The organism is Delftia tsuruhatensis NBRC 16741 (assembly GCF_001571325.1).
GTDB lineage: Bacteria > Pseudomonadota > Gammaproteobacteria > Burkholderiales > Burkholderiaceae_C > Comamonas > Comamonas tsuruhatensis.
This window is the reverse complement of record NZ_BCTO01000062.1, coordinates 1-13,343: the sequence shown is the minus strand read 5'-3', so window position 1 is coordinate 13,343 and position 13,343 is coordinate 1. Positions and strand designations below refer to the sequence as shown.

General features: G+C 63.6%; 14 protein-coding genes. 5 read left to right on the top strand and 9 right to left on the bottom strand.

Annotated elements, in window-relative coordinates:
• Positions 1 to 32: 32 nt before the first annotated feature.
• The 3 genes from DTS01S_RS24960 to scpA are packed head-to-tail and all read right to left on the bottom strand — an operon-like array spanning position 33 to position 4,836.
• Positions 33 to 1,565 carry an acyl-CoA carboxylase subunit beta gene (locus tag DTS01S_RS24960; protein WP_016446053.1) on the bottom strand — a complete coding sequence of 511 codons (1,533 nt, stop codon included), beginning with the start codon at positions 1,563 to 1,565 and terminating at the stop codon, positions 33 to 35.
• A 57-nt stretch (positions 1,566 to 1,622) separates the two neighbouring features.
• The gene (gene meaB, locus DTS01S_RS24955) at positions 1,623 to 2,633 is read right to left on the bottom strand and encodes a methylmalonyl Co-A mutase-associated GTPase MeaB (RefSeq protein ID WP_061289394.1); all 1,011 of its coding nucleotides are present in this window, start codon (positions 2,631 to 2,633) and stop codon (positions 1,623 to 1,625) included.
• A gap of 25 nt (positions 2,634 to 2,658) precedes the next feature.
• A complete protein-coding gene (gene scpA / locus DTS01S_RS24950; RefSeq protein ID WP_016446051.1) occupies positions 2,659 to 4,836 on the bottom strand; it encodes a methylmalonyl-CoA mutase in 2,178 nt (725 codons plus the stop codon).
• Between the two features lie 114 nt (positions 4,837 to 4,950).
• Here scpA and DTS01S_RS24945 point away from each other — a divergent pair, with 114 nt between their 5' ends.
• Together DTS01S_RS24945 and DTS01S_RS24940 are read left to right on the top strand one after the other, a co-directional pair.
• On the top strand, positions 4,951 to 5,586 hold the full coding sequence (locus DTS01S_RS24945) for a GntR family transcriptional regulator (protein ID WP_016446050.1): 636 nt from the start codon (positions 4,951 to 4,953) through the stop codon (positions 5,584 to 5,586).
• Positions 5,587 to 5,801: 215 nt separating this feature from the next.
• On the top strand, positions 5,802 to 7,745 hold the full coding sequence (locus tag DTS01S_RS24940; RefSeq protein WP_017405621.1) for an AMP-dependent synthetase/ligase: 1,944 nt from the start codon (positions 5,802 to 5,804) through the stop codon (positions 7,743 to 7,745).
• Positions 7,746 to 7,883: 138 nt separating this feature from the next.
• Here DTS01S_RS24940 and DTS01S_RS24935 read toward each other — a convergent pair whose 3' ends face one another.
• The 4 genes from DTS01S_RS24935 to DTS01S_RS24920 form a co-directional block, all read right to left on the bottom strand.
• Positions 7,884 to 9,485, bottom strand: coding sequence for a methyl-accepting chemotaxis protein (locus tag DTS01S_RS24935; protein ID WP_016446048.1), 1,602 nt, complete (start codon positions 9,483 to 9,485; stop codon positions 7,884 to 7,886).
• 283 nt (positions 9,486 to 9,768) lie between these two features.
• Positions 9,769 to 10,113: a FlxA-like family protein gene (locus DTS01S_RS24930; protein ID WP_016446047.1), complete on the bottom strand. Its 345-nt coding sequence runs from the start codon at positions 10,111 to 10,113 to the stop codon at positions 9,769 to 9,771.
• A 63-nt stretch (positions 10,114 to 10,176) separates the two neighbouring features.
• Entirely contained in the window at positions 10,177 to 10,473 is a 297-nt protein-coding gene (locus DTS01S_RS24925; RefSeq protein WP_017405618.1) for an AzlD family protein, read from the bottom strand.
• Positions 10,474 to 10,476: 3 nt separating this feature from the next.
• Entirely contained in the window at positions 10,477 to 11,214 is a 738-nt protein-coding gene (locus tag DTS01S_RS24920) for an AzlC family ABC transporter permease (protein WP_016446045.1), read from the bottom strand.
• Between DTS01S_RS24920 and DTS01S_RS30700 the strand changes: the two genes are divergently transcribed.
• The 3 genes from DTS01S_RS30700 to DTS01S_RS31530 all read left to right on the top strand — a co-directional run bounded on the left by DTS01S_RS30700 (position 11,205) and on the right by DTS01S_RS31530 (position 12,377).
• Positions 11,205 to 11,513: a hypothetical protein gene (locus DTS01S_RS30700; RefSeq protein ID WP_139223894.1), complete on the top strand. Its 309-nt coding sequence runs from the start codon at positions 11,205 to 11,207 to the stop codon at positions 11,511 to 11,513. The two genes, DTS01S_RS24920 and DTS01S_RS30700, sit on opposite strands and share 10 nt — an antisense overlap.
• Positions 11,514 to 11,523: 10 nt before the next feature.
• Positions 11,524 to 11,838, top strand: coding sequence for a DUF4148 domain-containing protein (locus DTS01S_RS24915; RefSeq protein ID WP_017405616.1), 315 nt, complete (start codon positions 11,524 to 11,526; stop codon positions 11,836 to 11,838).
• Between the two features lie 68 nt (positions 11,839 to 11,906).
• Complete coding sequence (locus tag DTS01S_RS31530; protein ID WP_074932060.1) at positions 11,907 to 12,377, top strand: macro domain-containing protein; 471 nt, start codon at positions 11,907 to 11,909, stop codon at positions 12,375 to 12,377.
• 261 nt (positions 12,378 to 12,638) lie between these two features.
• On the opposite strand, the gene DTS01S_RS30695 is transcribed toward DTS01S_RS31530, so the two are convergent.
• Both DTS01S_RS30695 and DTS01S_RS30020 read right to left on the bottom strand, forming a co-directional pair.
• Positions 12,639 to 13,043 carry a hypothetical protein gene (locus DTS01S_RS30695; protein ID WP_074932063.1) on the bottom strand — a complete coding sequence of 135 codons (405 nt, stop codon included), beginning with the start codon at positions 13,041 to 13,043 and terminating at the stop codon, positions 12,639 to 12,641.
• Positions 13,044 to 13,045: 2 nt separating this feature from the next.
• Positions 13,046 to 13,343 (bottom strand): ParB/RepB/Spo0J family partition protein (locus tag DTS01S_RS30020; protein ID WP_169804706.1); only part of this gene is annotated, 298 nt, incomplete at its 5' end.

Genomic DNA, 13,343 nt, shown 5'->3' with positions numbered 1-13,343 from the left:
GGGGGAAGCGGCGGAGCCGCTCAGGGGGTGCTTCACAAGGGGATGTTTCCATGCTTGCGCCACGGATTTTCCAGCTGCTTGTTCTTGAGCATCTGCAGCGAGCGGCAGATACGCTTGCGCGTCTCGTGCGGCTGGATCACGTCGTCGATGAAGCCGCGCGCGCCCGCCACGAAGGGGTTGGCGAAGCGGGCCTTGTACTCGGCCTCGCGCGCGGCCAGCTTGGCGGGGTCGTTCTTGTCCTCGCGGAAGATGATCTCCACGGCGCCCTTGGCGCCCATCACGGCGATCTCGGCATGGGGCCAGGCCAGGTTGACGTCGCCGCGCAGGTGCTTGGAGGCCATCACGTCATAGGCGCCGCCGTAGGCCTTGCGCGTGATGACGGTGATCTTGGGCACCGTGGCCTCGGCATAGGCGTACAGCAGCTTGGCGCCGTGCTTGATGATGCCGCCGTACTCCTGGCTGGTGCCGGGCATGAAGCCGGGCACGTCCACGAAGGTGACCACGGGGATGTTGAAGGCATCGCAGAAACGCACGAAGCGCGCGGCCTTGATGGAGCTCTTGATGTCCAGGCAGCCGGCCAGCACCAGAGGCTGGTTGGCGACGATGCCCACGGTCTGCCCGTCCATGCGTGCAAAGCCCGTGAGGATGTTCTTGGCGTAGTCGGGCTGCAACTCGAAGAAGTCGCCGTCGTCCACGGTCTTGAGGATCAGCTCCTTCATGTCGTAGGGCTTGTTGGCGTTGTCGGGCACCAGGGTGTCCAGCGACTTGTCGGCGCGGTCCACGGGGTCCGAGGTGTAGCGCACGGGCGCCTTCTCGCGGTTGTTCAGCGGCAGGTAGTTGTAGAGGCGGCGCAGCATCATCAGCGCCTCCACGTCGTTATCGAAGGCCATGTCGGCCACGCCGCTGCGCGTGGTGTGGGTGATGGCGCCGCCCAGCTCCTCGGCCGTGACCTCCTCGTGCGTCACGGTCTTCACCACTTCGGGGCCGGTGACGAACATGTAGCTGCTGTCCTTGACCATGAAGATGAAGTCGGTCATGGCCGGCGAGTACACGGCGCCGCCCGCGCAGGGGCCCATGATCATGGAGATCTGCGGCACCACGCCGCTGGCCAGCACGTTCTTCTGGAACACGTCGGCATAGCCGCCCAGCGAGGCCACGCCTTCCTGGATGCGGGCGCCGCCCGAGTCGTTGAGGCCGATCACGGGGGCGCCGACCTTCATGGCCTGGTCCATGACCTTGCAGATCTTCTCGGCATGGGTCTCGGACAGCGCACCGCCGAAGACGGTGAAGTCCTGGCTGAAGACGAAGACCAGGCGGCCGTTGATCATGCCGTAGCCGGTGACCACGCCGTCGCCGGGGATCTTGCTGTCTTCCATGCCGAAGTCGGTGCAGCGGTGCTCGACGAACATGTCCCATTCCTCGAAGGTGCCGTCGTCCAGCAGCAGCTCGATGCGCTCTCGCGCCGTGAGCTTGCCCTTCTTGTGCTGTGCATCTATGCGCTTTTGGCCGCCACCCAGGCGGGCCTGTTCGCGCTTTGTCTCCAGTTGATCCAGGATGTCTTGCATGCTGCGATTCCTCTAACGTCTAACGGTAAGGTTTGTCTGGTCTTGTCTTGTCGGCCGTCACTGCGGCGCCGCCACGGGGCCTGCCTGCGCCTGCAGCAGATTTCTGGCGGCCGTGCTGGCCGCGATGCGCCCTGCTGCCACGTCGGCCTGCAGCTGGGGCAGCAGCGCCCGCACCTGCGGATGCTGCCGGAAGGCCTGCTTGAGGCCGGAGTCGATGCGCTCCCACATCCAGGACAGCGCCTGGCGTTCGCGGCGCAGCGCCAGGCGCCCGTTGGCCTGCTGCAGGCGGCGGAATTCCTCCACCGCACCCCAGAAACCTTCAACGCCCTCCTTCTTGAGCGCGCTGATGGTGATGACCTGGGGCTGCCAAAGGCGCTCGTCGTGGTGGGCATGCTCGGGGTTGCCGTGCATGCCCAGCAGGCGCAGGCTGGAGGTGATCTGGGCCTGGGCGCGCGTGGCGGCATGCGGGTCGATGTCGGCCTTGTTGATGACCACCAGGTCGGCCAGCTCCATCACGCCCCTCTTGATGGCCTGCAGGTCGTCGCCCGCATTGGGCAGTTGCAGCAGGCAGAACATGTCGCACATGCCCTGCACGGCGATCTCGCTCTGGCCCACGCCCACGGTCTCGACGATGACCACATCGTAGCCAGCCGCCTCGCAGACCAGCATGGCCTCGCGGGTTTTCTCGGCCACGCCGCCCAGTGTGCCGCTGCTGGGGCTGGGGCGGATGTAGGCATCCGGATGAACGGACAACTGCTCCATGCGCGTCTTGTCGCCCAGGATGGAGCCGCCCGACACGGTGGACGATGGGTCGATGGCCAGCACCGCCACGCGAAGGCCGCGCGCAATCAGGAACAGGCCCAGCGTCTCGATGAAGGTGCTCTTGCCCACGCCCGGCACGCCGCTGATGCCCAGGCGGAAAGATCCGCCCGTATGCGGCAGCAGGGCCGTGAGCAGCCCATCGGCCGCAGCGCGGTGATCCGTGCGCGTGGATTCCAAAAGGGTGATGGCCTTGGCCATCGCCCGGCGCTGAACGGCAGGGTTGCCGTTCAGGATGCCGTCTTGCATTTGCTCGGGAGTCACTGCGGCGGGCTCAGAGGCTGTTGGCCTGGCGGATCTGCTCGAGCACGTCCTTGGCGCTGGCCGGGATGGGTGTGCCCGGTCCATAGACGCCCTTGACGCCGGCGTTGTAGAGGAAGTCGTAGTCCTGCGCGGGAATCACGCCGCCCACGAAGACGATGATGTCGTCCGCGCCCTGGCGGCGCAGCTCCTCGATGATGGCCGGCACCAGGGTCTTGTGGCCTGCCGCCAGCGTGGACACGCCCACGGCGTGCACGTCGTTCTCGATGGCCTGGCGCGCGCATTCCTCGGGCGTCTGGAACAGCGGGCCCATGTCCACGTCGAAGCCCAGGTCGGCAAAGGCCGTGGCCACCACCTTGGCGCCGCGGTCATGGCCGTCCTGGCCGAGCTTGGCGATCATCACGCGCGGGCGTCGGCCCAGTTGCTCGGACGATGCGTCGATTTCGCCCTTGAGCTTTTCCCAGCCCTCGGCCGAGTCGTAGGCTGCTGCATACACGCCGGTCACCTTTTGCGTATCGGCGCGGTGGCGCCCGAAAACCTTCTCCAGTGCATCCGAGACCTCGCCCACCGTGGCGCGCAGGCGCACGGCCTGGATGGACAGGTCCAGCAGGTTGCCCTCGCCGCTTTCGGCGGCCTGGGTCAGGGCCTGAAGGGCGGCCTCGACCTTGGCGGCATCGCGGCTGGCCTTGATCTGGTTCAGGCGCGCGATCTGGCTGTCGCGCACCTTGACGTTGTCCACCTCAAGGATGTCGATGGCGTCTTCCTTGGCCAGCTTGTACTTGTTGACGCCGACGATGACGTCCTTGCCCGAGTCGATGCGCGCCTGCTTCTCGGCGGCGGCGGCCTCGATCTTGAGCTTGGCCCAGCCCGAATCCACGGCGGCGGTCATGCCGCCCATGGCCTCGACCTCCTCGATGATCTTCCAGGCGGCGTCGGCCATGTCCTGGGTCAGCTTTTCCATCATGTAGCTGCCGGCCCAGGGGTCGATCACATTGGTGATGTGGGTCTCTTCCTGGATGATCAGCTGCGTGTTGCGCGCAATGCGGGCCGAGAACTCGGTGGGCAGCGCGATGGCTTCGTCAAAGCTGTTGGTGTGCAGGCTCTGCGTGCCGCCGAAGACGGCGGCCATGGCCTCGATGGTCGTGCGAACCACGTTGTTGTAGGGGTCCTGCTCGGTCAGCGACCAGCCCGAAGTTTGGCAGTGCGTGCGCAGCATCAGGCTCTTGGCCTTCTTGGCGCCAAAACCCTTCATGATGCGGCACCACAGCAGGCGGGCCGCGCGCATCTTGGCGATTTCCAGGTAGAAATTCATGCCGATGGCCCAGAAGAAGGACAGCCGGCCCGCGAAATCGTCCACATCCATGCCCTTGGCCGTGGCGGTCTTCACGTACTCCTTGCCGTCGGCCAGCGTGAAGGCCAGTTCCAGCGCCTGGTTGGCGCCCGCCTCCTGCATGTGATAGCCCGAGATCGAGATCGAGTTGAACTTGGGCATGTTCTTGCTCGTGTACTCGATGATGTCGCCGATGATGCGCATCGACGGCTGGGGCGGGTAGATATACGTGTTGCGGACCATGAACTCCTTGAGGATGTCGTTCTGTATGGTCCCCGACAGCTGGTCCTGGGCCACGCCCTGCTCCTCGGCCGCCACCACGTAGCCGGCCAGCACGGGCAGCACGGCGCCGTTCATGGTCATGGACACGCTGATCTTGTCCAGCGGGATCTGGTCGAACAGCACCTTCATGTCCTCGACCGAATCGATGGCCACGCCGGCCTTGCCCACGTCGCCCGTCACACGCGGATGGTCGCTGTCGTAGCCCCGGTGCGTGGCCAGGTCGAAGGCCACCGACACGCCCTGCCCGCCGGCGGCCAGCGCCTTGCGGTAGAAGGCGTTGGATTCCTCGGCCGTGGAAAAGCCCGCGTACTGGCGAATGGTCCAGGGCCGGCCCGCGTACATGGTGGCCTGCGGGCCGCGGATGTAGGGCTCGAAGCCTGGCAGGCTATCCGTATGGGGCAGATCCGCCGTGTCGGCCGCCGTGTACAGCGGCTTGACGTCGATGCCGTCGGGCGTGGTCCAGTGCAGTGCCTGGATGTCGCCCCCTGGAGCGGCCTTGGCGGCCGCCTGGGCCCATTTCTGCAGGTCGGCAGTTGCGAATTCCTGGCCGTTCTGCGCTGTCGGATGGTCTTGTCTCATGTTCTCAGGCTCGTGAATGACAGGTGCCCTTGAGGGCATGCCCCAGAGCTGCCGCAGTTTACATCATTCATAATTATTCATTCAAAATATCTTTGCCGATACAATCCGGGCCACATGTCGACAAACACCCTCACTCCCCGCGCGCTCTACGAACAGGTGGCAGAGAAGCTGCGCCTGCGCATCTTCGCGCACGAACTGGCGCCTGGTGACTGGATCGACGAACTGAAGATTGCCGAGGAATACGGCATCAGCCGCACCCCGCTGCGCGAGGCCCTGAAGGTGCTGGCCGCCGAGGGCCTGGTGACCATGAAGGTGCGCCGTGGCGCCTATGTGACCGAGGTGTCGTCCAAGGACATTGCCGATGTCTACCACCTGCTGAGCCTGCTGGAATCCGATGCCGTGCAGGTCGTGGCCGAATCGGGCAGCGATGAGGAACTTGCCGCCCTGCAGCAGACCCATGAGGAACTCAAGGCGCAGATGCGCGATGCAGACCGCTTCTTCGAGCTCAACGAGAGCTTTCACATGCAGCTGCTGCAGATCGCCGACAACCGCTGGCGCAACCAGCTGGTGGCCGACCTGCGCAAGGTCATGAAGCTCAACCGCCACAAGTCGCTGTTCAAGCAGGGCCGCATCGAGGACTCGCTGGCCGAGCACGAGACCGTCATGCAGGCCCTGCTGCGCCGCGATGGCGCGGCCGCCGCGCAGGCCATGCGTCAGCACTTCAGAAACGGTCTGGCTGCAGCGTCCTGAACTCGGGTTCATCTGAACCCTGGCTGGCTGGGCAACAGTGGCGACGTAGGCGGGCATGCGGCTCCTGGTTCGCTTCAGGCGCATCGCCCGAGAACGCTGCAGTGCAGCATAAACCTCGCCGCCAACTCCGCACATGTCCGAAGCTGACGCCGGGGCCTGCGGTAACCGGCAGCTATCATCAGCGGCACCATCCACTTCGGTCCGCACCTCTTCGCATGAGCATCCAAGATCCAGCCCGCGCCCCTTCCCTGGCCATGAGCCTGCCTGCCGATGCCAGCATGGCCACGGCCGCCACCCTGGTGGAAATGCTGGCCCTGCGCGTGCAGCAGACGCCCGCAGGCGAGGCCTATCGGGCCTATGACGAGGATGCGCGCAGCTGGAAGTCCCTGAACTGGGCGCAGACCGGCGAGCGCGTGGCCCTGTGGGCGCAGGCCCTGGCCGCGCAGGAGCTGGCACCGGGCTCGCGCATTGCCATTCTTTTGCCCAACGGGCTGGATGCCATGTCCATCGACCTGGCCAGCCTGCGCTGCGGCCATGTGCCGGTGCCCCTGCATTCCATAGACAACGCAGGCAGCATTGCCTACATCCTGGCCAATGCCCAGGTGTCCATGCTGTTCGTGGCACAGCAATCCACCTGGGACAAGATCTGCGCCACGGGCCAGGCCCTGCCCGCGCTGCGCAAGGTGGTCGTGGCATCGGCCAAGCCGGCTTCCCGGGCCGCAGAGCCTGAAACCGAAGGCGATGCCGCCGTCCTGGAGGCCCTGGGGCAGATCCCCGTGCAACCGCTGGCCCAATGGCTGGCTGAGGGCGGCGCAGTCCCCCTGCCCCCGCCTCCCTCTGCCGGGGACCTGGCCGCCGTCGTCTACACCTCGGGCACCACGGGCAAGCCCAAGGGCGTGATGCTCACGCACCGCAACGTGGTCTCCAACGTACAGGCCGTGATGCAGCGGCTGCAGCCGCGCAGCGATGATGTTTTCCTGTCCTTCCTGCCGCTGTCGCACACCTTCGAGCGCACGGCAGGCTACTACCTGGCGATGGCCGTGGGCGCCTGCGTGGCCTATGCGCGCTCCGTGGCTCAGCTGGCCGAGGATCTCAAGACCCAGCGTCCCACTGTGCTGGTCTCCGTGCCGCGCATCTACGAGCGCGTGCACGCCAAGGTCATGGAGGCGCTGGCGCGCGCACCGCTCAAGGCCCAGCTGTTCGAACTGGCCCAGGCCAGGGGCTGGCAACGCTTTTGTGAAACACAAGGCATTGCCGATGCGCAGGCGCCCCAGCCCGACGTGCCGGGCTGGATGCAATGGCTGCCCTGGCCCGTGCTCAACCATCTGGTGGCCAAGCCGCTGCTGGCCCAGTTTGGCGGGCGTGTGCGCGTGGCCGTGAGCGGTGGCGCGCCGCTGTCGCCCACGATTGCGCGCTGTTTTCTCGGCCTGGGCCTGCCGCTGATCCAGGGCTACGGAATGACCGAGACCTCGCCCGTGGTCTGCGCCAACACGCTGGAGGACAACCACCCGGCCACCGTGGGCCGCGCCCTGCCGGGCGTGGAAGTGCGCATTGGCGAGAATCGGGAACTGCAGGTGCGCGGGCCCTGCGTGATGCGGGGCTACTGGCAACGCCCCGAAGACACCGCCAAGACCTTCACAGACGACGGCTGGCTGCGCACCGGCGACCAGGCCGTGATCGAGGATGGGCGCGTGCGCATCCAGGGCCGCATCAAGGAAATCATCGTCACCTCCACCGGCGAGAAGATTCCACCGGCCGACCTGGAGCTGGCCATCACCGGCGACCCGTTCTTCACCCAGGTGTTTGTCGTGGGCGAAGACCGCCCCTTCATCGCCGCCGTGGCCGTCATCGAGCGTGGTGAATGGCAGGCCATGGCCCAGCGCCTGGGCCTGGATCCCGAAGATCCCAAGAGCCTGAACCACGCCGCCGCCGAGCGTGAAGCGCTGGCCCGCATCGAGAAACAGGTGGCCAGTTTTGCCCGCTATGCGGTCCCCCGTGCCGTGCACCTGGAACTGGAGCCCTGGACCATTGAGAACGGGCTGATGACGCCCACCCTCAAGCTCAAGCGCAACAACCTCATGGCGCGGTTTGAATCGCAGATTGCCGCCATGTACACCAAGCCCGCCGAGCGCTGGCAAGGCCGCAACAGCGCGGGGTGACCCCCAGCCCTTGACAAGCCGCCGCCGGAAAACGGCGGCTTTCCTTACCTCTGATTTGAGAATTAATTTATGTAAGTTACATTGAATTGATAAGAAGGAAGGCAAGAGCGCCCTGTCCGCGCTCTTGCCTTGCCCGCTTCAGGCAACGGCCAATGCCCTGCCGGCGGGCGCCATGCCGATCTCCTTGAACTCGCTGATCCTGAACGTGGCCACCGCCTGGGCCAACACGCGGGCCTGTCGCTCCAGGCTGGCAGCTGCAGCGGCAGACTCTTCCACTAGGGCAGCGTTTTGCTGCGTGACCTGGTCCATCTGGGAGACCGCCTCGCTGATCTGTCCCAGGCCGCCGCTTTGCTCCACGCTGGCGGCCGAGATGGCCTCGATCAACGACGCCACTTCGCGCACCTGGGATTCGATGGCGTCCATGGCCTTGCCGGCTTCCCGGACCTGGTTGCCGCCCATTCGCACCGTCTCGGTGGAGGCCGTGATCAGCGCCTTGATTTCACGCGCCGCTGCGGCGCTGCGTTGGGCCAGGGAGCGCACTTCTCCGGCCACCACGGCAAACCCCCTGCCCTGCTCGCCCGCCCGCGCGGCCTCGACCGCTGCGTTGAGCGCCAGGATGTTCGTCTGGAAGGCGATGGAATCGATGACGCCCGTGATCTCGGCAATCTTTCCGCTGCTGGCCGAGATTTCGTCCATGGTGCCCACGACCCTGGCGACAGCGCCACCGCCCACGCCCGCCACCTCCTTGGCACGCACGGCCAGGGCGCTGGCCTGCCGCGCATTCTCCGAACTCTGGCCCACATTGCCTGCCAGCTGCTCCATGGAGGCCGCCGTCTCCTGCAGGCTGGAGGCCTGGTGTTCGGTGCGGCTGCTCAGGTCCTGGTTGCCTGCCGCGATCTGGCTGGATGCCGTGGTCACCGACTCCACCCCGCGCCGCACATCGCCAACGATGCTGGCCAGCGATTCGCGCATAGCACTCATGGAGCGCAGCAGGTCGCCGACTTCGTCGCGCCCCGTGGCCTGGATCTCGGAAGCCAGATCGCCCTGCTCGATGTGCCTGGCCACCTCCACGGCGGACTTCAGGGGAACGGTGATGGAGCGCGTGACCACATAGCCCAGCGCCACGGCGAGGATGACAGCGGCCGCGACAAAGCCGTAGATCAGCATCTGCGACTGCGCCAGGACCTGGCGGGAGTCCGCATACACATCCTCGGATGCCTTGAGCTGCAGCTCCACCAGTTCGCCGATCTTGGCGCTGATGGGGTCTACGCTGGCATACAGCGCGCCATCGAACTCGTCCAGGCTGCCGGCCCTTTTTCCATCCAGCGTCTTGAGCCGCTGCAGCAGCCGGTCGATGCTCTGGTTGGCAGGTGCGAACAGCGCCTGCGCCTGGCTGGCCAGCACGGCCTCCTGCGAGGTCAGCTGTGTGGACGAATAGCTGCGCCAGGCCGCGTCGATCGCGGGCAGCGTGCCGGAAATGCTCGCCGCTGCCTCCTGCGCCGTGATCAGGCCGGCATTCGCCTTGTTGACCGTATCTATGACGTTGACGGCGTAGGCGTCCGCAATCTGCTTGAGCTGCTTGAGCGGAACCACGCGGTCCTGGTACATGGTCTGCGTGCCCGAGAACACATGGCCCAGCGCCCTTGCGCCGACGGCGCCCACGGCCATCAGGCAGATCAGCAGAACAAGAAAAACACCGGTAAGCCGGGTACCGATACGCACATCGCCGAGTTTTTTCATCGCAGATCCCTCTGTCCCCGTGACGCCATCGGTATAGGCCATCGCTATCGCATCCCGGCAGTCACATTGCTTGCCTTATCGGTAGCAACCGCCGGTTTCTTGAGAGTCAAAAATCAATAAGTTCCATAGGAGTTGCGACGCTCGCGGCTACCGCCCCGCAGGCAAGCCCCTTCCCCATCCGTGTTGCAGAGCCAACCCTCTCAAAGTCCGAACAGCATTTTCATGTAAGTTACATTGAACGCCTTGAAAAACGGCCCGTGAAAACACGGGCCATCTCACTGGATCAGACGTAGACGTCGACCACGCCGCCCAGCCCGGGCGCCTTCCCGCCCTTCGATGGGGATTGCGATGGCGCCTCGGCGGCCTGCTGCTGCTCGCGCTGCTTGTCGAGCTGGGCCTGCTGCCTGGCGCGCATCAGCGCCTCGATCTGGTTTTGCACCATCATGATCTGCGTCTGCAACAGCTTGGACTTCTGTTGCTTGGCCTTGGCGTCGATGTTCTCGGAGGCCACTTCCTTGAGCGCCTGCTGCAGCTCCTTGAGCTTGCGCTGCAACGCAGCGATGTCATTGCCGCCGGAGGATGAAGCGGCTCCCGAGGCGGAAGCCGAGGTGGAGGATGAGACTTGCATGCCTCCTACATCGACCACTGGCGGGCGAACTGAAGGCCCAAAACACCCCACCCCCGGCCGCCATCACCCCAGCCAGTGCCGCAGCGCACCCGCCGACGCAATGCCGATCAGCACCGTCGGCAGAATGGGCAGCCGGCTGGCCGCCACCAGCGTCACCACCAGGGCCAGCAGATCGGCCGGACGCTCGGACACAAACGCCGGGGCAATCACCGAGATCAGCACGCAGCCCGGCAGGCTTTCCATCACGTACTGCATGCGCGGGCTCAGCGTGCGCCCGCGCAGCAGCAGGTAGCCGATCACCCGCGTGAAATACGTGCTGCACGCCATGAGCACCAGCGTCAGCACGGTTGTGGCTTCCATCGCTCAGCTCCTGGGCGCCAGCAAGGCCGCGCAGATCAGGCCCGAAACGGCGCCGGCCGCCACATACCAGGCGCCAGGCACCAGCTTGTAGACCAGGGCCGCCGTCAGCAGGCTCACCAGCCAGGGCCGGCAAGGCCTGACGCCCTTCCACATGCCGCGCAGCAGCACCAGAAACACGGCGGTGAACGCCATGTCGAAGCCGTACTGCTCCAGGTCGCCAATGCGCGGCCCCAGAAAGGCACCGGCCGCCGTGCACGACACCCAGGCCATGTACAGGCCTGCCGACACGCCCATGTAGTAAGGCAGGCTCACGCGCCGCGCGGCACTGCGCTGGGCGTCGGCCAGGGCCAGCGCCCAGCTTTCGTCGCACATGAAGAACAGGGCCGGCAGCGCACGGCGCCTGGGCAGATGGCGCAGATAGGGCGCCAGTGCCGCACCCATCAGGATGTGCCGGCAATTGACCAGGAAGGACATGGCGACGATCAGCAGCACATGCGGCGGCGAGGTCCACAGCCGTATGGCCGTGAACTCCGAGCCGCCGCCGAAGTTCATCCCGGTCATGAGAGGAACTTCCAGCGGTGCAAGCCCCTTTTGCACGGCCTGGGCGCCCAGCACCAGGGCAAAGGGCACGAAACCCAGCATCACGGGAATCGCATCCCTGAAGCCGCGAAAGGCCTCGGAACTGCGGGAGACGGAATCTGCCGAAACGGCAGCGGGGGAAAGTGGAATGGATGAAGACATGGAGAGCGGCGATTGTCGGCCTGTGTCGCTGGAATTTGCTGCCGATTCATGCTTCCACCAGCCATTTTACAGATGTTTATGCCGATTTATTCGAACAACTGGAAATAATCTGCCGCACACAGGCTGATCAAAGCATTTCCATGGCTGGCGGCGCTCCTCGGATGGCCGCGCCTGCCCTCCAGGCATTTCACGAAACCCAACGGCCATTGGCTCCCGCCATGCTGCAGTGCGTCGCAAACGGCTGTGCCGGCCAGGGCGGCAGCGGGACCATGAAGCCCTCATCACTTCGCTTCACCTGAAAGGTTCCCCATGCGCACTTCCCACTTCACCCGCTTCATCGCCCTGGCCGCCCTCAGCCTGGGCCTGGCCGGCACCGCCCTCGCCCAGGACGCCACGCCCTCCTCCACTGCTGCCCCCACCGACCTCAGCCGCGCCCAGGTGCTGGCCGACCTGGAAATGTGGCACCGCGCCGGACTCACCTATGTCTCGGACCGCGAGATCGATGTCCGCTCCACCGAATACCAGCGCGGCCTGGAGCGTTACCAACAGCTGCGCGCCAGTCCGGCTTACCGCGAGGCCGTGACCAGACTGGAGAAAGGGCATGCGGTGGCTCAAGACAAGTGAGCGTTGGGGTGACGCGAGGCGCGAGATACTGTGCAGTTTCCGCACCTGCGAGCATCGCCCCTCACTCAATGAATATCCGCATAGTCAACGGCGACCTTCTGGACCAGGACGTTGAAGTCATCGTCAACTCATGGAATAGAAACATCATTCCCTGGTGGCTGTTGATCCCCCAAGGCGTGTCCGGCGCAATCAAGCGCAAGGGGGGACTGCAGCCATTCCTGGAGGTTGCGCGGGCCGGCCCCATTCCTCTGGGCGATGCCGTACTGACATCTGCCGGCAGACTGCCTTTCAAAGGCATCATCAACGTGGCGGGCATCAATCTTCTTTGGAGGGCGTCAGAACTCTCCATTGAGAGGTCCATCCACTCGGCCCTGCAACTTGTCAACGATCACGGCTTCAAATCCGTAGCCTTTCCCCTCATCGGTTGCGGATCTGGAGGCTTCAATGAAGACACTGCCATCCGCATCATGAAGAACACCATTGCCCAAGTCGAAACGAGGGCAGCGGTTGTGCTGGTCGTTTTTGGCAAGGCACGATAGTTGTTGTAACGGTCAAAGCTCGGATACCGCAGGTCGAACCTAGTCGTCTGCGCATAGCTGAAGCCGCTGACCGTCTGGCCTTCGCCCCAGGCGCCCGTGGTGGGCCGCACTTCACCAAAGCCTGAGATCAGCCATTGCCAAGCCACCTGCTCCTGCTCCTGCTCCTGCTCCTGCTCCTGCTCCTGCTCCTGCTCCTGCTCCTGCTCCTGCTCCTGCGGCTTGGCCAAGCATTAAAATCCAATCGATTTTCAGAGAAGAATTCTATCTATTCAATAAAGCACTGTTGAAATACTGATTGGAAATTTGTTGAAACACATAAAGAGAGATATCTCTGGAATTATGTATTTCTTCAAAATGCTCTAGAAAATTCGGCAGTTCCATAGAGATAAAATAGTCCAAATCCCAATTATTTAAACCCTCCAATGACAAAGGCAAGTTATGAATTAAATTCAACACACGCCCAGCACTAGTTAATTTAGATTGTTTAATCTGCTGCAAAGCCTCACCAATGCAGTACTTCAATATATTACGCGAACTATCCACCTCAATTTCTCGCCAGCAGCTCAACACCTCTTCCAATGAAGAAATAACTGTATCATTCACCCTATTATTAAATAAAATATTTCTACTAGAAATGATGATTTCATTGATTTTTCTTAGTTCCATTTTTAATAACCTCCCCATGTGAATTCAAGATCTGCGGGTCCTCTGTAAGCACCGTATGGCAAATCCACCCTTTTTATCGGAACATCTAAAACTCCAGCCCTAGGAGCCGCCAACGCTCGATGATGACCATCCAGAATATACAACCGCCCATCATGCGCAGTCACCACCAACGGATTAGATATTCCATTAACCCGAATATCTTTAATCAATCTATCCAACTGCCTATTACTCATTGTCTGTCCATGAGTTGCGAATAAGTCTCCAATCTTGGCAGTTTCTTGTATTCCACCTTTTGCTGCA

Coding starts and splice junctions, on each gene's coding strand:
- DTS01S_RS24960 (WP_016446053.1), bottom strand. CDS start 1,565: ATGCAAGACATCCTGGATCAACTGGAGACAAAGCGCGAACAGGCCCGC.
- meaB (WP_061289394.1), bottom strand. CDS start 2,633: ATGCAAGACGGCATCCTGAACGGCAACCCTGCCGTTCAGCGCCGGGCG.
- scpA (WP_016446051.1), bottom strand. CDS start 4,836: ATGAGACAAGACCATCCGACAGCGCAGAACGGCCAGGAATTCGCAACT.
- DTS01S_RS24945 (WP_016446050.1), top strand. CDS start 4,951: ATGTCGACAAACACCCTCACTCCCCGCGCGCTCTACGAACAGGTGGCA.
- DTS01S_RS24940 (WP_017405621.1), top strand. CDS start 5,802: ATGAGCATCCAAGATCCAGCCCGCGCCCCTTCCCTGGCCATGAGCCTG.
- DTS01S_RS24935 (WP_016446048.1), bottom strand. CDS start 9,485: ATGAAAAAACTCGGCGATGTGCGTATCGGTACCCGGCTTACCGGTGTT.
- DTS01S_RS24930 (WP_016446047.1), bottom strand. CDS start 10,113: ATGCAAGTCTCATCCTCCACCTCGGCTTCCGCCTCGGGAGCCGCTTCA.
- DTS01S_RS24925 (WP_017405618.1), bottom strand. CDS start 10,473: ATGGAAGCCACAACCGTGCTGACGCTGGTGCTCATGGCGTGCAGCACG.
- DTS01S_RS30700 (WP_139223894.1), top strand. CDS start 11,205: ATGAAGACATGGAGAGCGGCGATTGTCGGCCTGTGTCGCTGGAATTTG.
- DTS01S_RS24920 (WP_016446045.1), bottom strand. CDS start 11,214: ATGTCTTCATCCATTCCACTTTCCCCCGCTGCCGTTTCGGCAGATTCC.
- DTS01S_RS24915 (WP_017405616.1), top strand. CDS start 11,524: ATGCGCACTTCCCACTTCACCCGCTTCATCGCCCTGGCCGCCCTCAGC.
- DTS01S_RS31530 (WP_074932060.1), top strand. CDS start 11,907: ATGAATATCCGCATAGTCAACGGCGACCTTCTGGACCAGGACGTTGAA.
- DTS01S_RS30695 (WP_074932063.1), bottom strand. CDS start 13,043: ATGGAACTAAGAAAAATCAATGAAATCATCATTTCTAGTAGAAATATT.